This is a genomic window from Flagellimonas flava, from assembly GCF_050617915.1.
GTDB classification, from domain to species: Bacteria; Bacteroidota; Bacteroidia; order Flavobacteriales; family Flavobacteriaceae; genus Flagellimonas; species Flagellimonas flava_A.
On sequence record NZ_JBODQE010000003.1, the window covers coordinates 66,239 to 91,105 of the forward strand.

A 24,867-nucleotide genomic window follows, 5' to 3' on the forward strand; every position below is an offset into this window, starting at 1 on the left:
TATCAGTATGATCAAGAACTATCTAAAAATCGCTTGGAGAAGTCTCCTTAAGAACAAAGTCTTCACCTTATTGAACATCTTAGGTTTGTCCGTTGCATTCGGAGTGGCAATTTTGCTGTCCATGGCCGGGTTTTTTGATCTCTCTTTTGATAAATTCCATGAGAACGGCGATGCTATTTACAAAGTGTACTCTATATGGCAAAATCCAAAAGGGCAACAGGTTAGTGAAAGCCATGGGGTACCGCTAATGCCAACCTTAAAACAAGAAGTTCCGGGAATTGAAAAAGCGACTCGCCACTTAGAGGAAGAGGTTATTATCTCCTATGGAGAGAAAGAAATCAATATGGAGGTTAGTTGGGTGGATGCCGATTTCTTTTCAATGTTCACATTTCCTGTTGTCAAGGGGAAAAGGGAAAATCCATTGGAAAAACGTTCAGATATTGTTCTCACCGAAGAAATGGCCCATGTGTTGTTCGGTGGGGAAAATGCCGTGGGAAAAACAGTGCAGGTACTTGTTGATGGCAAGGACAAACCCTTCAATGTTAGTGCCGTGGTTGCCAATATCCCTGAAAACAGCAGCATTGCTTTTGAAGTGGCAATGCGATTTGAAGAAGAGGCCTCCTACCAAGAAAATATTGATGCATGGGATTCCAGATACCATAGCGTTTATCTACAACTATCCAAGAACATGGCTCCCGGGCAATTTGACCCTGCCACGCGTTCACTCATAGACATCAATTTTGCACAGCGGATAGCCAATGCCAAACGCGACGGTGCATTACCGGATGCAGATGGTAGGTTTTACCGCTTTGAACTTTTACCATTGGAAGATGAAAATTTTGTAAGATTCAAAAATGGAGCCTTGGAAGTGGTTCGAAGTGGCCCCTTCTTGGTTTTGGGGATTGCTCTTTTGATTCTTTTCATTGCCTGTGTCAATTTTATAAACATGAGTGTCGCCCAAAGTGGGCAACGACTCAAGGAGATAGGCATGCGAAAAACGCTGGGAGCCAAACGAAAGCAACTTTTCTTTCAATTCTGGAATGAGAGTCTTCTTGTCTTTTTGGTTTCTCTAGGTATTGGAGTATTCTTAAGTGTCCTTTTTCTAGAACAGTTCAAAACCATTTTTGATACAAAAATGTCATTTGATGTCATCATGACCCCGACCATTATCTTGATTTTTACTGGGGCAGTTGTATTGATCACATTACTTGTTGGAGGTTATCCCGCAGTGCTGTTGAGCAAGTTGGGAACCCTACAGTCCCTAAAAGGCAAAATTGAAATCTCAGGAGAAAACCGGGTTCGTGACACCCTTATGGTAGTTCAGTTTAGCATTGCCATCCTACTGATTACGGGGACCTTGGTGCTAAGGAGCCAGCTTGATTTCATGCGAAATAAGGATTTGGGCTTCAACAAGGAACAGGTAGTTTCCTTTCCCATGGATGGAAAGAAAAATAGCTATGATGCCCTTGATCTTCTTCGTAATGAATTGGCGGGCAATCCAGACATATTGGAAATATCAGGGGCGGATAACAATCTGGGTTATGGAAAAGACGGCAGTGTTTCTAAAAGTGTGTTTGGCTTTGAATACAAGAACAGGGTAATAAATACCCACTACCTGACCGTAGACTATGATTATGTGGAAACTTTGGATTTGGAGATCGTTGCGGGGCGAAATTTTAGTAGGGACTATTCAAGTGACCGCTCAGGAGTAGTCATCAACGAAGCCATGGCCAAAGAGTTTGGTGAAAAAAACCCGTTAACGGCCTACATAAGTTTTAATGATTCGATACGATTTCCAGTGATCGGGGTGGTCAAGGACTACCATTTTGAAGAATTGGACAAAAACATTCAACCCATATCCATGATGATGAGCACGGACTATCCTTTATTCTATGCTTACGTCAAGGTCGCTCCAAAAAACATAGCCAAATCCTTTGACGCCATTAAGAACGCCTGGGCTAAAATAGAGCCAAACGCTGAATTTTTAGGGTCTTTCTTGGACGAAAATGTTAATCGCACCTTTAGAAAGGAAGAGAAAATAAACACGATGATTACCTCGGGTTCAATCATAGCTATAATACTAAGCTGTATTGGGCTTTTTGCCATTTCATTGTTGATCGTTACGCAACGTACCAAGGAAATAGGTGTGAGAAAGGTTATTGGGGCGAGCGTAGCCAACATTACATTTTTATTGACCAAGGACTTTTTGAAGCTGGTGTTTATTGCATTTTTAATTGCCTCCCCCATAGCCTGGTGGTTTATGGACGAATGGTTACAAAACTATCCGTTCAAAATAGATTTAAGCATCGGGTTTTTTCTGGCATCGGGATTATTGGCCACGCTTATTGCGCTATTGACAATTAGTGCAAAGACCATTAAAGCCGCTTCGCAAAACCCGGTTAAAAGTTTACGAACCGAATAAAATCTAAACGATGGAGATAAAATCTTATATAAGACATTTATTGAAGAACAAATTGTATGGTTTGGTTACCGTACTTGGATTTGCCATTTCCATGACCTTTGTATTGCTTCTGAGCATTTATATCCAGGAGGAGTTGGCCGTGGATGAATTTCATGTCCATAAAGACCGCATCTATAGAATGGAGAATGAAGCAGTTGATTTTTCACCGCCCATTGCCCAAGACCTGAAAAACAGTGTCCCAGAAATTGAAAGTTTTACACGGGTTCTTGACAGTGATGCCAGAATTTCCACTGCAGATAGTCAAAAAATGAAGTTTGATTATTTGGGTGTTGATGATTCCTTTTTTGAGATGTTTTCCTTTCCCTTGATAAAAGGAAGACCCAAAGAGGTGTTGCAGACCCCCAATAGCATTGTCTTGTCCAAGTCTTTGGCATTGCGACTTTTTGGTACCCTTGATGTTGTTGATAAACAGGTTTCGATTAATACCGAGCACAAGTTTATGGTTACAGGAATCATGGACGACTTTCCAAAGAACACACACTTTAAACCCCAAGATGCCATTGTTAACTTCAAGGCCTTCAAAACGTTGTGGGGATTTGAAACCATTTTGGAGGAATACGGATTTGCTTCCGTGAGCATGTATTTTTTGGCAAAACCCAACACCAACCTTCCGGCTAAAGCGCCAGAAATCTTGGAACGATTCAAAAAAGAGTATTGGCTTTATAAGGATGGTTGGGCCCACTCCCTGGTTTTTACCCCACTACAAGAGCTTTATTTTAGCCCTAAAGAAGGCAACGGGACCCAAAGCAACAGCAAGACCTTGGTAGTTGTTTTGTCCATTATTGTTTTGCTCATCCTGATATTGGCCATCGGGAACTACATCAACCTTACCATAGCCCAGGCAACGTTTAGAGGGAAGGAAGTGGCCATAAAAAAACTGCTGGGGAGCTCTAAAGGAAGCTTGCTGCTTCAATTTGTTAGGGAATCTATGCTCCTGACGGGCGTTGCTCTAATACTTTCTTTGTTTTTATTGAAGTTGGTGGAACCCGTTTTCAATTCCCTATTAAACACCCAAATTGACCTGGATGCCAAAATTGGTTTTTGGAATCTGCTCAAAATCGTATCCGTTTTTGGCCTTATTGGGGCGTTTTCCGGGATTATCCCCGCACTCAAAATATCAAGTTTTAGACCCATTGAAGTTGTACGGGGCCAACTAAGGAAAAAAGCCAAAACGGTTTACGGAAAAGTGTTCATCACTTTTCAATATACCGTTACCATTGGTTTGCTGATCTGTAGTTGGATCATCGTCAAGCAAACCAACTTTTTGCGTAGCAAGGAGTTGGGATTCTCAAAAGACAACATTGTACAAATTGAATATCTAGGAGCGATGAACGAAAAGGCTACCATCAAAAATGCCCTGCTCAACATTCCAGGTGTTGAAGATGTTTCACTCACCTGGCAAAGCCCACTTGATGGAGGCAGTAATCAGACTTTTGATTATAATGGAAAGCCCATGAGTTTTCAAGAATTCGCCATTGATTCCTCCTTTTTCAATGTTTTCAATATTAAGATGACCCCTACACAGGCCGCTAAAGCGGAAAACGGAGTGTATCTGAATGAGGCCGCTATCAGCGCACTGGAAATTACGGATGATCCAGTGTCCTTTAAGATGGAGCAATTTACTGTCCCCATTATTGGTATTACCAACAACTTTAATTTCAACCATTTGCGCGAGAATATTGGGCCTTTAATGCTTAGACATTTGGGGGAATCCTTTTACCCCCAAAACATCTTTGTTCGGATTAATGGGAAGGGAATGTTTAAAACTTTGGATGAGATAAAGTCCACTTACGCTGGTCTGTTGGACAAAACCCCATTTGAAGTCAAGTTTGTGGATGAAACCATTAACAGTTGGTACATCAAAGAAGAAAGAACAGGGAAGATCATTGGATATTTTACCCTATTATCGTTTATTATTTCCGTAATGGGGATTGTGGCAATGTCTGTTTTCTATATGCAGCAACGAAGAAAAGAAGTGGGAATCAGGAAAGTGAATGGCGCATCAATTACGCAAATTCTGTCCATGTTGAACAAGGATTATATCAAATGGGTGGGAGTGGCTTTTGTTTTAGCTGTGCCCATATCGTGGTACGCGCTGCAAAGTTGGCTGCAAGGGTTTGCATACAAAACAACACTCAGCTGGTGGGTTTTTGCCCTGAGTGGTTTAACAGCGCTGTGCATAGCCTTATTGACTGTTAGCTGGCAAAGTATAAAAACAGCGGCTGCTAACCCTGTTGAGGCGCTTAGGGATGAATAAGAATTACTAAAGATAAAATCATGCTATTACAACTAAACAACATATTCAAATGGGTCAACTCTGGAGGCCAACGTATCTTTTTATTGAAGGACATTAACCTTGAAGTCCAGGAAGGGGAATTTATTTCTGTGATGGGCCCCTCTGGCTCTGGGAAGTCCACTTTGCTAAACGTTATTGGAATGCTGGACGGGTTTCAAGAAGGGGAGTACCAATTTTTGGACGAGTCGGTGCACAACCTTAAGGAGAAGCACAGGGCCAACCTGTACAAGGAATATATTGGGTTCGTTTTCCAACAATACCATTTGTTGGATGATTTAACCGTTCAGGAAAATCTGGAAATGCCCTTACTATATAAAAAACTAAAGGGGGCCGAACGCAAGGCCAAGGTTGCCGATATGTTGGATAGATTCAATATTGTTGGTAAAAAGGATTTGTTTCCTGCCCAACTGAGTGGAGGCCAGCAACAATTGGTGGGGATAGCCAGGGCATTGATTTCCAATCCCAAATTGATTCTGGCAGATGAGCCCACCGGAAACCTGAATTCCAAACAAGGGGAAGAAATCATGGATTTGTTCAAACAGTTGAATGAGGAAGGGGTTACCATCATTCAGGTGACACATTCCGAGAAAAATGCGGCCTATGGCTCCAGAATTATCAATTTGTTGGATGGAAGAATGATTTGAAAGTAGAAGGTGGCAGAATACTCTTATTTAGGCTGGAATTCAAGGAAAAAGCAACTTCTTTGTTTTGATGTCTTCGGACGAATTAGTGTAATTCGTATCCAACCGCGGCTTTTAAATGAACCTTGGTAAAAGCAAGAGATCTAAGCCAGTTCCGCAAGCTCTTTGCCTACCAAACTTCCCAATGCAACCCCCATTCCACCCAAACGAACACCGCAACTTATGTTGTTGGAGAGTTGCTTGACTATGGGCGATTTCTGTTTTCCAACGCCCATGATTCCGCTCCATCTTTGGGCGATTTCAACTTGTTGTTGGGGCAGTATAACGGTATCCAATAATTTTTCAAGATGGTCTTGAATCAATTTGGTTTGACCAAAATTGGAGGTTTCCTCAGTTTGCAAATCCAAGTTTCTGCCACCACCAAACAAAATTCGGTCATCTATATTTCTGAAGTAATAGTATCCCTGATCAAAATGGAAGGTACCTTTGATCTTCAGGTTTTTGATGGGGGCCGTGATCAATACTTGGGCACGGGCAGGAACCACATTTTCGGTTGGAAGCAGTTTTGAGGCAAACCCATTGGTGGCCACAAACACTTTTTTGCTTTTAAATTCAAATTGACTTGTTCCCACCACCGCGGAATTTCCCAAGTCGGATAACTCTTCAACAGTGATTCCGTTAAGAATATGAATGCTCTTTTTTAGGCATTTTTGAAGTAAGGTATTCATCATTTGACCCGTGTCCAGCTGTCCTTCAAATTGCTGTGTAATGTAATTGGATTGAATCTGTCCAAATCCAAAAAGATTGCCATTTGTCGCAAAGGGATCTTGTCCAAAAATGGGCTTAAGCAGCTTGTTCAAGTTCTCCATTGCTTCCAGGCATTGTTCAAACAACGCAGAGTCGCTGTCCAGAAAGAGTTCATGCCCTCCTTGCTGTTGAAAACCTATATTGTCATCCCCTAAAAGCTTTCGCATTAATTGGATACCTTGATGACGCCTTTGTACCAGTGCAAATACTTCCTCCTCTGCATGTGATTTTAAGTCTGACAGGATTTCGGAGATGCTTCCAAAACAGGCAAATCCGGCATTCTTGGTGCTGGCTCCTTGTGGAAGGCTCCCTTTTTCCAACACCAAAATTTTACTTTGCGGATATTTTTCCCTCAAATGCAAGGCACAGTTAAGGCCTACTATACCACTACCCACAATGGTAAAATCTACTTTAGAAAACCAAGATTTATATTCCCAATAACTAAGTTGCACGCCTATTACTGTTTGACACGAATTTCACAAATTTTCTCGAATCAATTCTATTTGCTTCCCAGAGTTAATCTAAAAAACACCATCCCTTGATATTAATAAAAAACCCCGATGTAAATCGGGGTTGGGTTTAATCTTGATATTTTGGATCCATTTCAAAGTCTTCCATGAACTTGGTGGTATAATTGCCCGCCAAGTAATCTGGATGTTCCATAAGCTGTCTATGGAATGGAATGGTGGTTTTTATTCCTTCGATTACAAACTCGTCCAAAGCTCTTCGCATTTTGTTGATGGCCTCCTCCCTGGTCTGGGCAGTAGTAATCAACTTGGCGATCATGGAATCGTAGTTCGGCGGAATCATGTACCCGCTATATACGTGTGTATCCAAACGTATTCCGTGACCTCCTGGGGTATGCAAAGTGGTTATTTTACCTGGAGATGGTCTAAAGTCGTTATAAGGGTCTTCCGCATTGATTCTGCACTCAATGGAATGCAATTTTGGCAGGTAGTTCTTTCCGGAGATTGGAACACCTCCAGCGACTAAAATCTGCTCTCGAATCAAATCGTAATCCACCACTTGTTCCGTAATGGGATGCTCCACTTGAATACGGGTGTTCATCTCCATGAAATAGAAATTTCGGTGTTTGTCCACCAAAAATTCCACAGTTCCCGCACCTTCATATTTGATAAATTCAGCGGCCTTGACAGCAGCCGCTCCCATAGCTTCCCGAAGGGAATCTGTCATAAATGGCGATGGGGTTTCCTCCGTCAACTTCTGGTGTCTACGCTGTACGGAACAGTCACGCTCCGATAGGTGACAGGCTTTTCCAAACTGGTCACCCACAATCTGAATTTCAATATGTCGAGGCTCTTCAATAAGTTTTTCCATGTACATGCCCCCATTGCCAAAAGCAGCAGTGGCTTCTTGAACCGCACTCTCGAAGTTGCTTTCCATCTCATCCTCGGACCAAATGGCGCGCATACCTTTACCTCCACCGCCGGCAGTGGCCTTGATCATAACGGGATAACCCATTTTCTTGGCCGTCTTTTTGGCATCATCCACATCCTTCAACAAACCATCAGACCCTGGGACGCAAGGTACACCTGCCTTTTTCATTGTCTCTTTGGCGGTTGCCTTATCTCCCATTTTGTCAATTTGTTCCCCAGACGCCCCAATGAACTTAATCTCGTGCTCTGCACAAATCTTTGAGAATTTGGAGTTTTCAGAAAGAAAACCATATCCTGGGTGGATGGCGTCGGCATTGGTGATTTCCGCAGCCGCTATAATATTGGGAATTTTCAGATATGATTCATGACTGGGCGCTGGTCCTATACAAACAGCTTCGTCCGCAAATCTAACGTGAAGACTTTCCTCATCCGCCTTGGAATAAACCGCTACGGTCTTGATTCCCATTTCTTTGCAAGTTCGAATAATTCGAAGGGCAATTTCTCCCCTATTTGCAATCAATACCTTTTTAAACATAATACCTTGAATTTTCAATGCTCAAATTCCAAATTCCAAAACGTTTATTGGTATTTGGAGCTTGGGTATTGTGATTTAAATTAAGATGGGTCAACCAAAAACAAAGGCTGATCAAATTCAACTGGCGAGGAATCTTCCACCAATACCTTTACAATTTTACCAGAGACTTCGGATTCAATATCGTTGAAGAGCTTCATGGCTTCAATAACACAAAGAACATCTCCCTGGCTAATGGAGCTACCCACCTCAACAAATGCCGGTTTATCCGGAGCAGGTTTTCTGTAAAAGGTTCCTATGATAGGAGATTTGATGGTGATGTATTTTGAATCATCCGCTGCAGGTTCCGGAGAACTGGCTGCAGGAGCGGGTGCTTCAGACGCTGCGGGTGCAGGAGCAACAGGTACCGCTGGAGCCTGAGCCATTGGAATTTGTTGAACAATAGTGGTCTCTGGAGTAGCGGTTGTGCTACCCGTTCGGATGGTGATTTTTACGTCTTCCATCTCCAGCTTTACCTCGCTGGCACCAGATTTGGCTACGAACTTGATTAAACTTTGAATTTCCTTAATGTCCATGGAATATGATTTAGTTAGTTGTGCAATTTATGGATTGTACGCCCATTTTAGATAAATGGCCCCCCAGGTAAAACCACCCCCGAAAGCAGCGAAAATTAAATTGTCGCCTTTCTTAAGTTGCTTTTCATAATCGTGCAACAACAAGGGCAGCGTTGCCGAAGTGGTATTTCCGTATTTATGTATGTTGATCATTACTTTATCGTGCTCCAAGCCCATTCGTTTGGCCGTGGCATCTATAATTCTTTTGTTGGCTTGATGTGGCACCAACCAGTTTACATCCTCATGAGTAAGTCCGTTGCGCTCCATAACCAAGGCAGAAACGTCGGCCATGTTGGACACAGCAAACTTAAAAACAGACTTCCCATCTTGATTGACAAAGTGCTGTTTGTTCCTCACCGTTTCTTCGGAAGCCGGAAGAATAGATCCACCTGCTTCGATTTTCAAAAACTGACGCCCTACACCATCGGTACGCAAATGTTCATCTTGCAGCCCCAAACCTTCATCATTGGCCTCAAAAAGTACGGCCCCTGCACCATCACCAAAAATGATACATGTGGTACGGTCCGTATAATCTATAATGGAGGACATTTTATCTGCCCCGATCAATAGTACTTTCCTATATTTGCCAGACTCTATATAACTAGAGGCGGTAGACATACCATATAAAAAACTGGAGCATGCAGCTTGTAGGTCATAGGAGAATGCATTGGTAGCCCCAATTTCGGATGCTACATAAGCGGCGGTTGCTGCAACGGGGAGGTCAGGGGTGGCTGTAGCCACTAACACAAAATCAATTTCCAATGGATCCAGCCCACGTTTTGCAATTAAATCTTCAGCGGCCTTGATGGCCATGAAGGATGTGCCTTGGTTCTCCTCTTTTAAGATTCTACGTTCTTTGATTCCTGTTCTGGTAGTAATCCATTCGTCGTTGGTATCCACCATGGTTTCCAACACCTTGTTGGATAATACAAACTCCGGAACATACGCCCCCACAGCTGTAATAGCTGCCGTAGTTTTCTTCATATTAGTGTCTTTTTTTGTCAAAAACGTCCAAATTTGACCCAAAAGCTGTGAAAAATAGTCATTTTATATGACTTTTTAGGCAAAAAAGGGTTTTTTTGGATTTAAGTATGATCCATAAAAAAACTCCCGTTGTAAATCAACGGGAGTCGTAATTTCTTTGTAAGAAATCCGCCATTAGGCAGCAGTTTCCTCTTCGGTTTTGTCGATCAACACTTGACCACGGTAATACAATTTACCTTCATGCCAGTGCGCTCTGTGGTACAGGTGCATTTCTCCTGTTACAGAATCTTTTGCAATGGTAGGGGCAGTGGCCTTATAGTGGGTTCTTCTCTTGTCCCTTCTGGTTTTTGATATTTTTCTTTTAGGATGTGCCATTATATAACCTATTTATCCGTTAATAACTTCTTTAAGTCGTCCCATCTGGGATCTGTTTTATCTGATTCTTCCTTGATTTCTTTTGGCTGAAGTTCTTCCAGCTTGTCCAAGATTTCTGATTTTAATGATCCGTCCTCAACCCCAGGATGAACCCGTTTGGGAGGCACCGCCAAGGCCAACATTTCATACACGTATTGAGCTATGTTGATACGGTACTCGCCGTGGGGAATAATCAATATTTCATCGTTCTCATTATTGTACTCCTCCCCAAATTTGATGACCAGTTTTAAGTGCGATGCAATGGGCAAATCAAAAGGTTCACCTGTTAAATCACAATCCACATTAACCGTTCCTTCCGCTTCCAGCTCCAACTCCATCATATTGTTCATCTTGTCCAATATGGCGGTAAGTGCTATTGCGGCATCATTAAATTCTTGGTATTCAAAAGATTCAAAGAACGTATTGTCAATTTTGTACTCAAACGTGTGCTTCCCCAACTTCAATCCTGAAAAAGGAATAAAAAACTCCTTTAGCTCCATCATATATACACTTAAGGTTTGTGTACCAGCCCCATAAAGGCGGGGGCAAAGATACTACTTATTTATAAATCTACAATTCCAAAACCATATTTATGGCCTTGTTCTGTAAATTTTAACTCGCCTTTTTTGTCTTTTGTTTTTGCAGGGGATTTTTATTGAGCTTTATATACTCTTCCCTGTTCCGGAAAACCTGTATGGCGGCAAACACAGCTTCCTTGAACGAACTCTCATCTGCCTCTCCCTTCCCTGAAATCTCATAGGCGGTTCCATGATCTGGCGAGGTCCGCACCTTGGACAGTCCGGCCGTGTAATTCACCCCTTTGCCAAAGGAGAGTGTTTTGAACGGGATAAGTCCTTGATCGTGGTAAGCGGCCAACACGGCATCAAAACTTTCGTGGGTGTTGGAGCCAAAAAAACTGTCTGCCGAATAAGGACCGTAAGCCAAGATCCCTTTGTTGAACAGATCTTGCACCACAGGTTTAAGAATTTTATCGTCTTCCTCCCCTATAGTGCCGTTGTCCCCACTATGCGGATTGATTCCCAGCAAGGCAATTTTAGGTTTTCTGATTCCGAAATCCATTTTGAGGGAATTGACCATGGTAGAAACCTTGTCCCTGATCAACTTTGGGGTTATTGCCTCGGCAACATCCTTAACGGCAATATGATCCGTTAATAATCCAACGCGCAGTGAATCGGCCACCATGAACATCAGGCTCTCTCCATTTAGTTCTTGGGCCAGAAAATCGGTATGGCCGGGAAACTTAAAATCTTCAGCTTGAATATTGTTTTTGTTGATGGGAGCTGTGACCAAGACATCAATTTTATCGGTCTTTAGGGCTTGCACCGCAGCCCGAAGGGACTTGATCGCATATTTGCCCCCTTCTTCAGTTGCCTTTCCAAACTCAATTTTGGGAACTTCCTTCCACACATTTACGATATTGATTTTTCCCTCAATTACTTGGGAAGCATCCCTGACCCCGTTGAAACCGACATTCAATCCCAATTCATTCTTTTGTTGGGAAATGGTCTTGTTGGAGGCAAAGATTACAGGGGTGCAAAAATCCATCATACGGAGATCCAAAAATGTCTTTAGGGCTACCTCACAGCCAATCCCGTTTAAATCCCCTATGGAGATTCCAAGTTTTATTTTTCCCTTTTCCTTCATATAATTTATGCCGTTATGGCTACATTTACGCTACAAAACTACTCAATTAAAAAGATTCATGTTTACAGGTATTATTGAGACCTTGGGAAGGGTAGAAAAGTTGGAAAATGAGGGTGATAATTTGAATATTACCATATCCTCCAAAATAACTCCAGAACTAAAAATTGACCAAAGTGTGGCCCATAATGGAGTGTGTCTCACCGTGGTCAAAAAAGAGGGGAATGCCTATACGGTAACCGCCATTGAGGAAACCTTGAACAAGACCAATTTGGGGGAGCTAAAGGTTGGGGATTGGGTGAATCTTGAAAGGGCCATGGTTTTGGGCGCCCGATTGGATGGACATATTGTTCAAGGCCATGTGGATCAAACCGCTACTTGCTCGGCATACGAAGAAAAAGACGGAAGCTGGGTATTTACCTTTCAATACGATTCCGGTTTAAATAATGTAACCATTGAAAAAGGATCTATTACAGTTGATGGGGTGAGTTTGACCGTTGTTGATTCAAAAAAGGACAGCTTTAGCGTGGCCATTATTCCCTATACCCACGAGCATACCAGATTTAATACCTATAAACAAGGAACTACCGTTAACCTGGAATTTGATGTGATTGGAAAGTATGTGGCTCGGCTGTTGGATGTGAGAGGCTAGACTCAAGACCAAAGACGAAATAGCAAGCCCGTATCCTACAAGCTCTACCGTTCAACATTTCGATTCTTAAATCTAGACCTTAATAAAGATTTTCCTTTTGTACATCACATAGGCCAATAGGCAGTAAAACGAGACCACAGCAAGACCGTACAGCATAGATGAGAATTTCATGGACATGAAATCATGTACAAAGACAGTGTTGAACAACCACTCATGAATGGAGTTTTCGCCATCCACCTTTATCAAATAAAACAACTTGGTGATAAAACTGGACAAAAAGTAAACCACAATTGCGTTTGCGCCTGCATATCTGAAAATACTTCCAAACTGAATTTTCTTTACATCGGTCAGGAAATAAATCAAAGCCAAAAATATATTGGCCCATCCTGCCGTTACCAGCACAAAACTACTTGTCCAAAGGGCTTTGTTGATGGGAAATGCCAAATCCCAAAGGTGTCCCAAAACCACTAGTGCGGCACCCAAAATCAACATGAGTTTGGTTTTGTCCTCCCTTTTTGAAGTCAAGATCAAACCCGTAAAAATTCCCAATAACGAACTTACAATGGCAGGAATGGTACTCAATAATCCCTCAGGGTCGTAGTCTGGTTTGTAGTTATGGGTGCCAAAGATTTGCACATCCAAATAATTGGCAAAATTGTTGGGTGCTCTTTCCAGAGTAGAAGCCACACCTTCAACAGGAACAAGCGTCATCAGGGCCCAGTATCCCAGCAGTAGGGCAACCGAAAGCCCAATAAGTTTTTTCCAATCAAGATTTAGAAACAGGATTGCTGCAAAAAAGAAAACGACCCCAATGCGTTGCAAAACGCCAGGAAAACGAATAGCTTCAAATTCTTTGATAAAAGGAAAACTTATGGTAAAAGCGCCAAGAAACAATCCCAGCCCGATAAGCTTAAGACTTCTGATGGTAATCTTTTTGTACGTGGAGGCCTCTGCCTTTTTATTTTTATAGGCGAACACAATTGAGGTTCCCACAATGAACAGGAAAAATGGAAATACCAAATCCGTTGGGGTATATCCATGCCATTGGGCGTGCAAAAGAGGGGCATATACATTGGACCAAGTTCCAGGGGTGTTTACCAAAATCATCAAGACAATGGTCAAACCCCTAAAAATATCTACTGCCAGAATCCTGTTCTTCATATCGTGTTATAATATGTTATCTTTCATTTTATTCCAGACTCGAATAAGCAAGAGTCCAGAAACCAATGCGATGACGGACATGATCATTGCGGAAGTGGTTTTGCCATAAATCCAATGTCCTGTAGAGAACATTAGGGAGTAAATCAATACTACCCCAAGTAGCATGGCTCCGATTCCTGAAGGCACGGTCCACTTTTCTCCTTTGTCAATCTCAATTCCAGAATCTTTGGCTTCATCAACCACCTTACTCCAACCAGGGCCTCCTGGTTGTATTTTTTTGTAGAAGGATTGCAAGACTTCTTTGGATTCCGGTTGTGTTACAAAGGTGGCCGTTAACCAGATAATACTGGTAACGATCATCACAAATGGAATTTCTCCCCAATCTGGAAAAACACCACCATCTGTGGCGAACAACATTGGGCCCAACGGCGTCGCCTTCAAAAGGATGGACAAGATTCCTGATGCGAACATAGCCGAAATCTCCGTCCAGGCATTAATTCGCCACCAGAACCAACGAAGGATAAAAATGAGCCCTGTTCCTGCCCCAAAAAGCAAAAGCATATCAAAAATCTGCATGGCGTTTTGCATGGCCAAGGCCAAAAAAGCACTTAACACCATCAATATTACGGTGGACAAACGGCCTACGTTTACCATTTGTTTTTCGGTAGCATCTGGATTGATCTGTTTCTTGTAAAAATCAAAAACGATATAGGATGATCCCCAATTCAATTGGGTGGAGATTGTACTCATATAAGCGGCTACCAAAGAGGCCAAAACCAGACCTAAAAGCCCGCTGGGCAACTTGGTTAGCATAGCTGAATACGCCAAATCATGACCCAGTTTATCTTCACTCACGTTTGGAAAGGCCTCCGCAATACTGGCGATGTCTGGATATACTACCAGGGAAGCCAGAGCTACCAAAATCCACGGCCAAGGTCTTAGCGCGTAATGCATGATATTGAAAAAGAAGGTGGCACCAATGGCATGATTTTCATTTTTTGCCGCCAACATACGTTGCGCAATATATCCACCCCCACCGGGTTCCCCGCCAGGATACCAGGAACTCCACCATTGCACGGCCAGTGGAATAACCAACAAGGTAATTACCATTTTGGTATCGCTGAGTTCAGGCAGGATATCCATTTTGGACTTTACCAAGTCATTAGACATCATGGCACTGACCCCTCCCACTTCTGGAAGGTTCACAAGATAGAAGGCCGCCCCAATAGCACCAACCATGGCAACAAAAAACAGGAGGAAATCGCTATAAACAACGCCCTTAAATCCACCAAGCGCACTAAAAACAACCGTAATCAATCCTGCACCAACTACCGTTACCCAAGGCTCCAAATCCAACATAACCCCACCAATCTTTATGGCTGCTAGGGTTACCGCCGACATGGTGATCACATTGAAGATCAATCCGAGATAAATGGCTCTAAATTTTCGCAAAAAGCTAGCAGGCTTTCCTCCATATCGCAGCTCATAAAACTCAAGATCCGTTTTGACATTTGATTTACGCCATAGTTTGGCATAAACAAAAACGGTCAACATACCTGTAAGCAAAAAACACCACCAACCCCAGTTGCCGGAAACCCCTGTGTCACGGACAAAATCGGTCACCAAGTTGGGCGTGTCCGTTGAAAAGGTAGTGGCCACCATTGACATTCCCAGGAGCCACCAAGGCATGCTCCGACCTGATAAAAAGTATTCTGATGAGTTTTTTCCAGATTTTTTGGAAACGTACACACCTATGAAAAGTACAATTGCGAAAAATCCGAAGATTATGAAATAATCTAATGTTTGTATGTCCATTTGGTTAAAGTTGGTTAACCACTAAAGGTATGATTTTTTGGGATACCTTTGCCCATTGTTCGCTAAACATCAACTTTGACCCTATCGACAACATTGGAGCCTTCTTTAATAGCTTGGACCCTTGCTTTTAGTGCTACTTTCCTTATGGGGACATCCAAAGCAGGGCTCAAGGGACTTGCTACTTTTAATGTGACTTTGTTGGCACTGGCGTTTGGTGCCCGTATGTCCACGGGATTGATTATCCCCTTGCTGATTGTGGGAGATATTTTTGCCGTCATTTATTACAATAGGCACACCCAATGGAAGTACATTGTAAAGTTCTTACCATGGATGCTTTCCGGAATTTTGATTGGGGTCGTGCTTGGGAAGGACTTACCGGAACAGGAGTTTAAATTGGGGATGGTCATCGTCATTTTTATCAGTTTGGGACTCTTGATTTGGTGGGACAAACGTAAATCAAGCCAAATACCCACCCATTGGTTGTTTGCTGGACCTATAGGAATTATGGCTGGAATTTGTACCATGATCGGGAATTTGGCAGGGGCCTTTACCAACATATTTTTTCTAGCTATGCGGCTTCCAAAAAACGAATTTGTAGGAACAGCTGCCTGGCTGTTTTTTATTACCAATCTCTTTAAACTTCCCTTTCACATTTTTGTTTGGAAAACCATCACTTGGGAAACCTTGCTTATAAACATCAAGTTGTTGCCTGCAATTGCACTAGGGCTCATTACAGGGGTTTTGGTGGTAAAAAGGATCAATGATAAAAACTACAAACGTTTTATTTTGATTGTTACTGGGATTGGTGCTGTAGTTATGCTGATCAGATAGGGCTATCCGTTGTTCAATTCTTCAGAAAGCTTTTCCAAATCTGCTTTGGTCAAAGGTTTGGTTATGTATCCCTTGATAAAGTCGTACTGTTTGGAAAGATTCAGGTCCTCAGGGGCGATTGAGGATGTAAGGATATGGATTTGTACTCCTGTTTTGATTGCGGCGGGACCATCTTTTAATTCTTCCAATAATTCCCAGCCGTTCATTACGGGCATATTGATATCCAATAAAACCAACTCGGGTAAATTGGAGGGAATTTCTGCTAATTGTATCAGTTCTTGGTATACTTGAAGCCCATTCTCAAAATGCGAAATCTCATCGGTCAATCCAGAGCTTTTGATCAACACCTCCGCCACTTCACGAAATACAAAGTCGTCATCTACTACAAATACTCTGGGTTTTGTCATTGCTTGTTGCATTTGGGATGTGGGAAAGTTAGTGTAAAGGTAGCTCCTTGACCTTCCTGGCTCTGGGCAGATATTTGGGCATTCATTGCATCCATTTGATTTTTGGAAATAAACAACCCCACTCCCTTTGCATCCTTGTTGCCATGAAAGGTTTTGTACATACCAAATAAGTTTGATCCATGTTTTTCCAAATTGATTCCCTTGCCGTTATCTTGGAAGGAAATGACGGTCTGATGGATTTCGGCCTGGGCTTTTATTTTTATAACCAGTTTCTTTTTGGAATCCCGATACTTCAAGCTATTGGTCAATAGGTTTAAGAAAATACTGGTGATATACGCACTTATTCCATAAACCTTGAGGTCATTTGGCACTTCTATTTCAATGTTGGGTTGGATTTCATCAATATGGGCATTTATACTTTGCAACACGCTGTCCAAAGTTGTTTTGATGGAAACCCATTGGGATTTTTGGTTGTGATCTGTTTGAATTTTGATCACCTCGTTCAATTGTACCACGGTTTCATCCAACCGCTCCGAAGATATCCGAATCATTTCCAGAAAGCGTTGTTGTTTATCTGGTGCTATATCATCTAACAACATTCCCGTAAGCATGGATAGATTACTGGAATTTGACCGAAGGTTGTGTGAAACTATATGGGCAAAGTTCAGCAAGCTTTTGTTTTGTTTTTCAGTGGTATTCAGTAGCTGTCTTAGGCGATCATCCGCTTTTTTAATTCGTGAAACATCGGTGTTGGCACCTATCATCCGTAATGCCGTTCCATCTTCATCCCTAAAAACTTTTCCGCGACCATGGATATGTCTAATGGCCCCATCTGCAGTGATTATCCGAAATTCCGTATTGAATTCCTTTTTACCTGCAATGGCAAGCTCCACCTCTTTTAGGCTTTTCTCTTTGTCATCTGGGTGAATGGTCTGTTCCCAAGCGGCCACTTCCCCGCTGAACTCATTTCTATCTATTTGATATAGGTCATACATATTATCATCCCAAACCAAAATATTGTTTACAATGTCGTAATCCCAAATACCAATATTGGAACTTTCAACAGCAACCCTCATTCGATCTGTAAGCACTTTGATTTTGTCGCTCCCTCTTTTGGATTTATCAATATCCATGAATACACCAAACATACGGGCCGCCTTTCCATTGATTGTTTCCGTTTTACCAATTGCCCTGACCCATTTCTCATTCCCCTTAGCGGTTACTATGATGAGTTCAACGTCGTAAGGGGTTCCATTTTCAATAGCTTCGGAAACCACCTCAATTATTTTATCACGATGCTCCCCTTCCTTATAAAAGTTGATTCCCGTCTCCAAGTCGGGAACAAAACCGGAAGGAACCTCATGAATTTCCTTGGTCATCTCGGACCAAAAAATCTTGTTGTTTACCAAATCCACTTCCCAGCTTCCTATTCTTGCTGTCTTTTCTGCCTGTAATGACAGATCTAAGGCGATTTTCTTTTTGGTAACATCATCAAAATAAATGTAATAATTAGCCGATTCGGAAGATGGGTGTAGCACCATCTTGTACCATTTCAATTCGTTTTTTCTTGTGATATGGGTTATGAACTCGTTAACCTGTGTTTTTTGAAAACGCTTGCTCTTTTTGATTTTATGAAGAGATGATGGGAGTTCACCAATTACAGTTTCCAATTCCAAAAAGCCCTCCTTGGGGCCTTCCATTCCAAAAAATTCATAGAAGCTATGGGAACAATCTTGAACGTTCATATGCAGGTCAACCATTACAATGGGGAAAGGCAGGTTTTGAATGGTGGATAAGGGCTGTTTTGTGATTTTCATTGAGCTTGGAAAAAGCATTAAAAATCAAACGTAAGAAAATTCCTAATATTGTATTTTGAGATTGATGTAGCCTGACCATATTCTTTAAAATGATATTGCCAGTGGAATTTAGAGGGCCATTGTTTTTCAAACTTGCCCACTTAGCCTAATTTTAAGGTTGAAATAAAAGATTATGGATTTACAGGGTAAAGTGGCCTACATTACAGGTGGAACCAAAGGGATAGGACTTGGTGTTGCCAAATGTCTATTGGATGAAGGAATGAAGGTAGCTATCAGCGGAAGAAGCCAAGAAGGGGTTAAAAAGGCCGTTGAGGTATTGGGAGATAATGAAAATGTTCTGGGAGTTCAATCTGACGTAACCAAGCTGCTGGATGAGCGGCAGGCGGTAGAACAGATTCTGGAACATTGGGGCCGAATGGATTTGGTCTTGGCGAATGCCGGGGTCGGTCATTTTGCACCAGTGGATGAACTTTCTGAAAAAGCGTGGGAGCAGATGATCAACACGAATCTCAATGGTGTTTTTTATACCTTAAAGGCTTCTGTGGAAGCATTAAAAAAGTCCGAAGGTTATTATATGACCCTGGCCAGTTTGGCAGGGACCAACTTTTTTCCCCAAGGAGCTGGCTATAATGCCACAAAATTTGGCGTAGTGGGCTTTACCCAGGCTGCCATGTTGGATCTTAGAAAATATAATGTCAAAGTAACCACCATTATGCCTGGCTCAGTAGCCACCTATTTTAATGGAAATGAGCCTTCTGAAAAAGACGCATGGAAGATTCAGGCTGAAGACATTGGAAAATTGGTGGTTGACCTGCTTCAAATGCATCCGAGAACCTTGCCAAGTAAAATTGAGGTAAGACCAACTCGCCCTGACCTAAAATAATCAGGATTCCTTTTCGGCAAAGGCCACTTTTGGATCACAGATTTCAAGAATAATCTGATGGAGGTAATTTTCAAAGGTGCTCATGGTCTCTCTATTGATTAATGTACCTGAAGTAGAAAATGGGAGAAATCCATGCTTTAAATTTTTGAAGGAATACAACCCGGCAATAAGAGATTCTGTACCGTGTTTGCTATGGTACAAATAGGCATAACATAGCAGTTGAAAAGCTTTGCTTTTGTCATAATTGGAAATTAGGCTGTCCCAATCTTTGATTTTTACATGGGACGGTTCAACCCTTCCAGTTTTGTAATCCACAATCCGAATGGTGCCATCCACCTGGTCTACTCTGTCCAATGTCCCCTTTAGTTTGACTGGAAAATCAAGAGCAGGGATGTGCAGGGGTGATTCGTATTTTTCTTCCAACGCCAAGATTTTAACCTCATGTTTTTGAAGCTGTGCCATTTCCATATCCACGAAATTCTGAAGGTACTTTAGAATCACATGGTAAACTAGCAGGTATCTTCCTTTGTTGATATCCACCCCAGGGAGTGTTGCTGCAAATTGGGAAGACACCACTTTTGGAATTTGGGTTTGGAGTGATTCCATGTCTGCTTTTTCAAGCACCTTATTGATCAAGGGGTTGTACAGCACCTCCAAACTATCATGAATTATGGTACCAAAGGTGTTGGCCGCAATGGATTGTTCTACCTCCTCGGCATCATAGATCTTAAGAATGTTCTTCTTGTAGAAATCCATGGGATTTCTAATGTAATTGGTAATTGAGGTGGGAGAAAAACCGTTGCCCGCAAAGGTTCGGATGTCCTCCACCAATAAGTTACTTTTTTTAATTTGTGGGTTGGGAGAAGCATCGATTTTCAATTCTGGCGAGGCAATGGAGTGCGTTATATAGCGCGAAATATTCTTATCCGTTAAGAGCTGGGAAATCAATCGGCTTTTTTCTCCGCCCTCCAATACATCGGGCTCTGTGTTATAGATAAGGTGCACATGTTTGGCCCTCTGGATCAGTCGGTAAAAGTGGTAGGTATATATGGCATCTTTTTCCTTGTAGGTGGGTAATCCAAACTCCTGTTTGACATCAAAAGGAAAAAAGGAGTTGCCAGACTTTCCTGCTGGTAGAATTCCTTCGTTGACAGAGGTAATGATGACCGTTTCAAAATCCAAATTCCTGCTTTCCAACATTCCCATAATCTGTAAACCAGAAAGCGGTTCCCCTATAAAATCTGTGGTTTCCAAAGCTGCCAATTGCTTAAAAAAGCTTTTAACCGATTTTAACTGTTTGATAAAGTTTACAGATTCCACATGCTGTTTGAGTTGATTGAACAACTTATGGAATCGATATAGATACTCCAGTTCCATAGGGTCGTTTTGTTCTTGGCCAATGGTCTTTAACTTTTGGATGAGTTGGAGACATCGATTTATCCAATCCAAGGGAGTTGCAGGATTGGCGGGAAACAGCAAACCCAACAGCTCTGACTGGCTCGAATACTTCTCAAGATATTGGTGATTGAGATAAAGCCTGTTGTGTTGTTTGATATCCTTGCCGATTGACGAAATGGCATCCACCTTTTCGGAAGAAGAAAGTGAAAGACAAAATGGATTGGAGAAAAAGCGGAGGACATCTTCAAAAAACCACCCTTTTTCGGATTGGGCCAATTGTAGGTCCAAAAAAGACAAAAAGAAGGAATACAGAACCGTTTTGTTCAATGGGAAACCCATGGTAATGTTCACCTTGGAAACTGAAGACGGAAGAGCCTGGAGCATTGGATTGAGCAACGATTCGTCTGCCAGAACCAAGGCGGTATCGTGAATACCATCTGGGGTGGCACGCTGTATTTCCGCCAAAAGATTTCCTACATATTGGGCTTGGCTTATACTTTTTGGTACGCCGGTTATAGATATGTTCTTCTGGGATAAAAAGTTTTGATGGACGCCTTCCAGTTCATTTCGTTGATAATAGGGCCAAGCTTGCTTGTAGTTCCTAATAAATAGTCCGGCATCGTGGATAGAGCTGTCCAGGAAATAGGCGTCTATGTCCCAATAAATGTGATTGGCGGGACTATCCAAATAGTGTTGAATGATTAAAGCTTCGGCTGTATTGAGGGCGTTGAACCCGATGAAAACAATTGGTTCTTCCTGAAAGATGGAATCACCGGTATCTATATGCTTTGCGGCCCATCGGTACAAAAGGCCCTGATAGCCCTTTTGTTGAGCTATAAGAGTTTTGGTAAAGGCCTCGTAAATGGTGCTCAGATTGTTCCAAAGTGCGAGATAGTTCTTCACCAAATCAGATTTGTCCTTTTGCATGGACCAATGATTGAGTTCCTTTATGGCCGAGAGATAATTAAGAATTTCGTTTGGCGGAATAAGGTACCGGTCTATTTCATTAAAATCTTGTAGCAGGGTTTGTCCCCATTTCAGAAAAGTGTCAAAGTCATCGTGTTCTTTAATTTCGGTCTTTTTGTAGACCGAATAAAGCTCGAGAATAAGATCTACATTGGAAGCTTGGGTCAGCCCCGAGATTTGGGTCACAAAATCTTCAATGGAGAGCACAGTTGGGCTAAAAATGTTCTTTCCAATAATCTGCGCCATATGTTTTTTAAGGAAGGTTCCTGATCGCTTACTTGGAAGTATATAGGTGCATTCGGTGAGGGACACACCTTTTTGCTGAAGATCATGGAGTACGTATGCGAGGAAGCTTTGTTGCATGGACCAAAAATAAAAAAGGCTCCCGACATTGTCGGGAGCCTTTTTATGAAGGAAATCTAAATTCCTTGTATTATTTGATCAAGTTGATTTCAACTCGTCTGTTTTGCGTTCTACCAGCTCTTGTGTTGTTGGTAGCGATTGGCTTGTCTTCACCGTATCCGATGGCAGTCAATCTACCAGCGTCAATTCCTTTGTCAATCAAGAAATCACGTACAGAGTTAGCTCTCTTCTCAGAAAGAGACTGGTTCAATTTAGCGCTACCTACGCTGTCAGTGTGACCTTCAACAGTAAACTTAGCGTTAGGATACTCGTTCAAAATTTGGATGATGTCAACCATTACAGAAGTAGACTCAGCTTTGATTGAAGATTTACCAGTATCGAACAAGATAGTTCTAGCGTAGTCGTTCAATTGCTTTTGAACTTCCTCAGTTACTTCTGGGCATCCGTTGTTGGCTACTGTACCAGCTACGTCAGGACACTGATCGTCTTTGTCAAGAACGCTGTCACCATCTCTGTCTGGCCAAGGGCATCCGTTGTTTTCAGCAGGACCAGCTTCGTTAACACACTGATCGTCTCCATCTCTTACACCGTCACCGTCAGCATCAGGACAACCTGCCAATGCAGCAAGACCAGCTTCGTTAGGACAAGCATCGTCTTTGTCAGCGATTCCGTCACCATCGGTATCAGGGCAACCGTTCATTTCTTTGGAACCAGCTTCGTTAGGACAGCTATCCTTGCTATCTTCGATTCCATCGCCATCAGCATCAGGACAACCGTTGAAAGCTTCCAAACCAGCAACCTCTGGACAAGCATCGTCCTTGTCATAGATTCCGTCACCGTCAGTATCAGTTCCACCAAATTTGATACTAATACCTCCCATGTGTTGGAAATGTCTTACCAAGAAATCTTCGAAAGCGTGCTTGTATTGGGTTTGTAGGGTAAGGCCAACATTTTCGGAGAACCAAATGTTAACACCAATACCACCATTAACTGTACCAGCACCAATTTCATCAATCCAAGTATAACCACCACCGATTTCAGCAAAAGGATCGATAGTTGTGTTTTTTAGGAAGTTGTATTTGATGGTACCGTCTACAGCATAGTGTGAAAGATCGTCTATGGATTGGTCACCATTTTTTTCAAGTCTGTTCAAAGAACCTCTTGCTCCAATAGAGAAACCATCCCCTATATATTTAGAAACAGCCACATAAGAAACGGAAGGCAAAATATTCCAGTGATCAGATACATTGAAATACTCATCAAACAAAGTAGTACTTGAGAACGGGTTGTCCTCGTCGTTAGTAGGGTAAGTGTCAATGGCGTTTACCCCAAAACTGATCTGCCATGGATTATTCTCGTCTTGCGCTTGTACGTTGTTAAAGCCCAAAAAGACTAGGGCAACAACTAATAATTTGCTAAGATGTTTCATGCTCAAAATTTTAAGTTTAAGTGTTTATCAGCAGCAAATGTAAGTTGTTAAGACTTATTAACAAAATCAAATTTTCTTTTTTTTTGGTGCATTACATAGAAGTTTTAGTGCAGTTCAACGATTTTTAAAGCTTTTCCAACTTCGGTGAAGGCAGCTATGGCTTTGTCCAAGTGATGCTTCTCATGGGCAGCGGACAACTGAACCCTTATCCTTGCCTTTCCTTTGGGAACCACGGGATAAAAGAACCCAATTACGTAAATGCCCTTTTCCAAGAGCATGTCTGCCATTTCTTGGGATAACTTGGCATCATAGAGCATCACGGGAACGATGGCAGAATCCCCATCAATGATGTCGAATCCGGCCTCTTTCATGCCTTTTTTGAAGTATTCCGTATTCTTTTGAAGCTTATCGCGTAAGCTGGTGTCTTTATCCAGCATCTCAAACACCTTAATGGAAGCACCTACTATGGCAGGAGCCAGGGAATTGGAGAAAAGATAAGGGCGAGATCGCTGGCGCAGCATTTCTATGATTTCCTTTTTACCAGTAGTATAACCCCCCATGGCACCTCCTAAGGCTTTGCCAAGGGTTCCGGTAATAATATCTATTCGGTCCATTACGCCTTTTTCTTCCAAGGTGCCCCTGCCGGTTTCCCCAATAAATCCAGCAGAATGGCATTCGTCAATCATCACCAGGGCATCATATTTGTCCGCCAAATCGCATATTTGGTCCAATGGGGCCAATAATCCGTCCATGGAGAACACCCCGTCGGTAACTATAATCCTGAAACGGGAACCGTCGTCATGGCTCTGCTTAAGTTGGGTCTCAAGATCAGCCATATCGTTGTTGGCATACCTATAGCGTTTGGCTTTGCACAAACGAACCCCATCAATAATGGAGGCATGGTTAAGGGAATCGGAGATAATGGCATCCTCCGCAGTCAACAAGGGTTCAAACACCCCGCCATTGGCATCAAAGGCAGCAGCATATAATATGGTATCCTCCGTACCGTAAAAATTGGCAATCTTTTGCTCCAGGTTTTTATGGATATCCTGGGTGCCACAAATAAATCGAACGGAGGACATTCCAAAACCATGGGTGTCCAAGGTATCTTTGGCCGCTTGGATTACCTCGGGATGGGAGGAAAGTCCCAAATAATTGTTGGCGCAAAAGTTGATTACCTCCTCTCCAGTGGATATTTTGATGACAGCATCTTGTGGGGAGGTGATAATGCGTTCCTTCTTAAAAAGGCCTGCTTCCCTAATGTTGTCCAGTTCTTGGGTCAAATGTTGTTTTATAGTTCCGTACATAGTTTTTTG

20 protein-coding genes are annotated in these 24,867 nt (G+C 42.3%); 6 read left to right on the forward strand and 14 right to left on the reverse strand.

Features of this window, described 5'->3' with window-relative positions; genetic code table 11:
* Positions 1-7: 7 nt before the first annotated feature.
* The 3 genes from ACRHOZ_RS08855 to ACRHOZ_RS08865 are packed head-to-tail and all read left to right on the forward strand — an operon-like array spanning position 8 to position 5,422.
* A complete protein-coding gene (locus tag ACRHOZ_RS08855) occupies positions 8-2,422 on the forward strand; it encodes an FtsX-like permease family protein (RefSeq protein WP_431124775.1) in 2,415 nt (804 codons plus the stop codon).
* A gap of 10 nt (positions 2,423-2,432) precedes the next feature.
* Positions 2,433-4,739, forward strand: a complete 2,307-nt coding sequence (locus ACRHOZ_RS08860; RefSeq protein ID WP_431124777.1) for an ABC transporter permease — start codon at positions 2,433-2,435, stop codon at positions 4,737-4,739.
* 20 nt (positions 4,740-4,759) lie between these two features.
* The gene (locus ACRHOZ_RS08865; RefSeq protein WP_431124779.1) at positions 4,760-5,422 is read left to right on the forward strand and encodes an ABC transporter ATP-binding protein; all 663 of its coding nucleotides are present in this window, start codon (positions 4,760-4,762) and stop codon (positions 5,420-5,422) included.
* 140 nt (positions 5,423-5,562) lie between these two features.
* On the opposite strand, the gene ACRHOZ_RS08870 is transcribed toward ACRHOZ_RS08865, so the two are convergent.
* The 7 genes from ACRHOZ_RS08870 to pdxA form a co-directional block, all read right to left on the reverse strand.
* Complete coding sequence (locus ACRHOZ_RS08870; protein ID WP_431124781.1) at positions 5,563-6,678, reverse strand: NAD(P)/FAD-dependent oxidoreductase; 1,116 nt, start codon at positions 6,676-6,678, stop codon at positions 5,563-5,565.
* Positions 6,679-6,805: 127 nt separating this feature from the next.
* A complete protein-coding gene (gene accC / locus ACRHOZ_RS08875) occupies positions 6,806-8,158 on the reverse strand; it encodes an acetyl-CoA carboxylase biotin carboxylase subunit (RefSeq protein ID WP_431124783.1) in 1,353 nt (450 codons plus the stop codon).
* Positions 8,159-8,238: 80 nt separating this feature from the next.
* Entirely contained in the window at positions 8,239-8,730 is a 492-nt protein-coding gene (gene accB / locus ACRHOZ_RS08880; protein WP_431124785.1) for an acetyl-CoA carboxylase biotin carboxyl carrier protein, read from the reverse strand.
* A 27-nt stretch (positions 8,731-8,757) separates the two neighbouring features.
* Positions 8,758-9,753 (reverse strand): beta-ketoacyl-ACP synthase III, encoded by a 996-nt coding sequence (locus ACRHOZ_RS08885; protein WP_431124788.1) that lies wholly within the window; start codon positions 9,751-9,753, stop codon positions 8,758-8,760.
* Between the two features lie 174 nt (positions 9,754-9,927).
* On the reverse strand, positions 9,928-10,128 hold the full coding sequence (gene rpmF / locus ACRHOZ_RS08890) for a 50S ribosomal protein L32 (protein WP_138837132.1): 201 nt from the start codon (positions 10,126-10,128) through the stop codon (positions 9,928-9,930).
* An 8-nt stretch (positions 10,129-10,136) separates the two neighbouring features.
* Positions 10,137-10,670: a YceD family protein gene (locus ACRHOZ_RS08895; protein WP_431124791.1), complete on the reverse strand. Its 534-nt coding sequence runs from the start codon at positions 10,668-10,670 to the stop codon at positions 10,137-10,139.
* A gap of 109 nt (positions 10,671-10,779) precedes the next feature.
* Positions 10,780-11,832, reverse strand: a complete 1,053-nt coding sequence (pdxA, locus tag ACRHOZ_RS08900; protein ID WP_431124794.1) for a 4-hydroxythreonine-4-phosphate dehydrogenase PdxA — start codon at positions 11,830-11,832, stop codon at positions 10,780-10,782.
* Positions 11,833-11,890: 58 nt separating this feature from the next.
* Between pdxA and ACRHOZ_RS08905 the strand changes: the two genes are divergently transcribed.
* Entirely contained in the window at positions 11,891-12,481 is a 591-nt protein-coding gene (locus tag ACRHOZ_RS08905; RefSeq protein WP_431124796.1) for a riboflavin synthase, read from the forward strand.
* A gap of 72 nt (positions 12,482-12,553) precedes the next feature.
* Here ACRHOZ_RS08905 and ACRHOZ_RS08910 read toward each other — a convergent pair whose 3' ends face one another.
* Both ACRHOZ_RS08910 and ACRHOZ_RS08915 read right to left on the reverse strand, forming a co-directional pair.
* Entirely contained in the window at positions 12,554-13,642 is a 1,089-nt protein-coding gene (locus ACRHOZ_RS08910; RefSeq protein ID WP_431124799.1) for an acyltransferase family protein, read from the reverse strand.
* A gap of 6 nt (positions 13,643-13,648) precedes the next feature.
* A complete protein-coding gene (locus ACRHOZ_RS08915; protein WP_431124801.1) occupies positions 13,649-15,457 on the reverse strand; it encodes a sodium:solute symporter family protein in 1,809 nt (602 codons plus the stop codon).
* Between the two features lie 75 nt (positions 15,458-15,532).
* Between ACRHOZ_RS08915 and ACRHOZ_RS08920 the strand changes: the two genes are divergently transcribed.
* Positions 15,533-16,288: a sulfite exporter TauE/SafE family protein gene (locus ACRHOZ_RS08920; protein WP_431124803.1), complete on the forward strand. Its 756-nt coding sequence runs from the start codon at positions 15,533-15,535 to the stop codon at positions 16,286-16,288.
* 2 nt (positions 16,289-16,290) lie between these two features.
* Here the strand turns inward: ACRHOZ_RS08920 and ACRHOZ_RS08925 are convergent, their stop codons facing one another.
* Positions 16,291-16,695 (reverse strand): response regulator, encoded by a 405-nt coding sequence (locus ACRHOZ_RS08925; RefSeq protein ID WP_431124806.1) that lies wholly within the window; start codon positions 16,693-16,695, stop codon positions 16,291-16,293.
* Complete coding sequence (locus tag ACRHOZ_RS08930) at positions 16,692-18,512, reverse strand: PAS domain-containing protein (RefSeq protein ID WP_431124809.1); 1,821 nt, start codon at positions 18,510-18,512, stop codon at positions 16,692-16,694. The genes ACRHOZ_RS08925 and ACRHOZ_RS08930 overlap by 4 nt, the downstream gene beginning before the upstream one ends.
* Before the next feature lie 172 nt (positions 18,513-18,684).
* Here ACRHOZ_RS08930 and ACRHOZ_RS08935 point away from each other — a divergent pair, with 172 nt between their 5' ends.
* Positions 18,685-19,395: an SDR family oxidoreductase gene (locus tag ACRHOZ_RS08935; RefSeq protein WP_431124811.1), complete on the forward strand. Its 711-nt coding sequence runs from the start codon at positions 18,685-18,687 to the stop codon at positions 19,393-19,395.
* On the opposite strand, the gene ACRHOZ_RS08940 is transcribed toward ACRHOZ_RS08935, so the two are convergent.
* From ACRHOZ_RS08940 to kbl, 3 genes are all read right to left on the reverse strand, one after another.
* Complete coding sequence (locus ACRHOZ_RS08940; protein WP_431124812.1) at positions 19,396-22,122, reverse strand: PD-(D/E)XK nuclease family protein; 2,727 nt, start codon at positions 22,120-22,122, stop codon at positions 19,396-19,398.
* Between the two features lie 70 nt (positions 22,123-22,192).
* Positions 22,193-23,551, reverse strand: coding sequence for an OmpA family protein (locus ACRHOZ_RS08945; protein WP_431124815.1), 1,359 nt, complete (start codon positions 23,549-23,551; stop codon positions 22,193-22,195).
* A gap of 104 nt (positions 23,552-23,655) precedes the next feature.
* On the reverse strand, positions 23,656-24,858 hold the full coding sequence (gene kbl, locus ACRHOZ_RS08950) for a glycine C-acetyltransferase (protein WP_431124818.1): 1,203 nt from the start codon (positions 24,856-24,858) through the stop codon (positions 23,656-23,658).
* Between the last annotated feature and the right edge of the window lie 9 nt (positions 24,859-24,867).

Excerpts from the sequence above, each read along its gene's own strand:
- ACRHOZ_RS08855 (WP_431124775.1), top strand. The coding sequence starts at position 8 with ATGATCAAGAACTATCTAAAAATCGCTTGGAGAAGTCTCCTTAAGAAC.
- ACRHOZ_RS08860 (WP_431124777.1), top strand. The coding sequence starts at position 2,433 with ATGGAGATAAAATCTTATATAAGACATTTATTGAAGAACAAATTGTAT.
- ACRHOZ_RS08865 (WP_431124779.1), top strand. The coding sequence starts at position 4,760 with ATGCTATTACAACTAAACAACATATTCAAATGGGTCAACTCTGGAGGC.
- accC (WP_431124783.1), bottom strand. The coding sequence starts at position 8,158 with ATGTTTAAAAAGGTATTGATTGCAAATAGGGGAGAAATTGCCCTTCGA.
- accB (WP_431124785.1), bottom strand. The coding sequence starts at position 8,730 with ATGGACATTAAGGAAATTCAAAGTTTAATCAAGTTCGTAGCCAAATCT.
- ACRHOZ_RS08885 (WP_431124788.1), bottom strand. The coding sequence starts at position 9,753 with ATGAAGAAAACTACGGCAGCTATTACAGCTGTGGGGGCGTATGTTCCG.
- rpmF (WP_138837132.1), bottom strand. The coding sequence starts at position 10,128 with ATGGCACATCCTAAAAGAAAAATATCAAAAACCAGAAGGGACAAGAGA.
- ACRHOZ_RS08895 (WP_431124791.1), bottom strand. The coding sequence starts at position 10,670 with ATGATGGAGCTAAAGGAGTTTTTTATTCCTTTTTCAGGATTGAAGTTG.
- pdxA (WP_431124794.1), bottom strand. The coding sequence starts at position 11,832 with ATGAAGGAAAAGGGAAAAATAAAACTTGGAATCTCCATAGGGGATTTA.
- ACRHOZ_RS08905 (WP_431124796.1), top strand. The coding sequence starts at position 11,891 with ATGTTTACAGGTATTATTGAGACCTTGGGAAGGGTAGAAAAGTTGGAA.
- ACRHOZ_RS08910 (WP_431124799.1), bottom strand. The coding sequence starts at position 13,642 with ATGAAGAACAGGATTCTGGCAGTAGATATTTTTAGGGGTTTGACCATT.
- ACRHOZ_RS08915 (WP_431124801.1), bottom strand. The coding sequence starts at position 15,457 with ATGGACATACAAACATTAGATTATTTCATAATCTTCGGATTTTTCGCA.
- ACRHOZ_RS08925 (WP_431124806.1), bottom strand. The coding sequence starts at position 16,695 with ATGACAAAACCCAGAGTATTTGTAGTAGATGACGACTTTGTATTTCGT.
- ACRHOZ_RS08930 (WP_431124809.1), bottom strand. The coding sequence starts at position 18,512 with ATGAAAATCACAAAACAGCCCTTATCCACCATTCAAAACCTGCCTTTC.
- ACRHOZ_RS08935 (WP_431124811.1), top strand. The coding sequence starts at position 18,685 with ATGGATTTACAGGGTAAAGTGGCCTACATTACAGGTGGAACCAAAGGG.
- ACRHOZ_RS08940 (WP_431124812.1), bottom strand. The coding sequence starts at position 22,122 with ATGCAACAAAGCTTCCTCGCATACGTACTCCATGATCTTCAGCAAAAA.
- ACRHOZ_RS08945 (WP_431124815.1), bottom strand. The coding sequence starts at position 23,551 with ATGAAACATCTTAGCAAATTATTAGTTGTTGCCCTAGTCTTTTTGGGC.
- kbl (WP_431124818.1), bottom strand. The coding sequence starts at position 24,858 with ATGTACGGAACTATAAAACAACATTTGACCCAAGAACTGGACAACATT.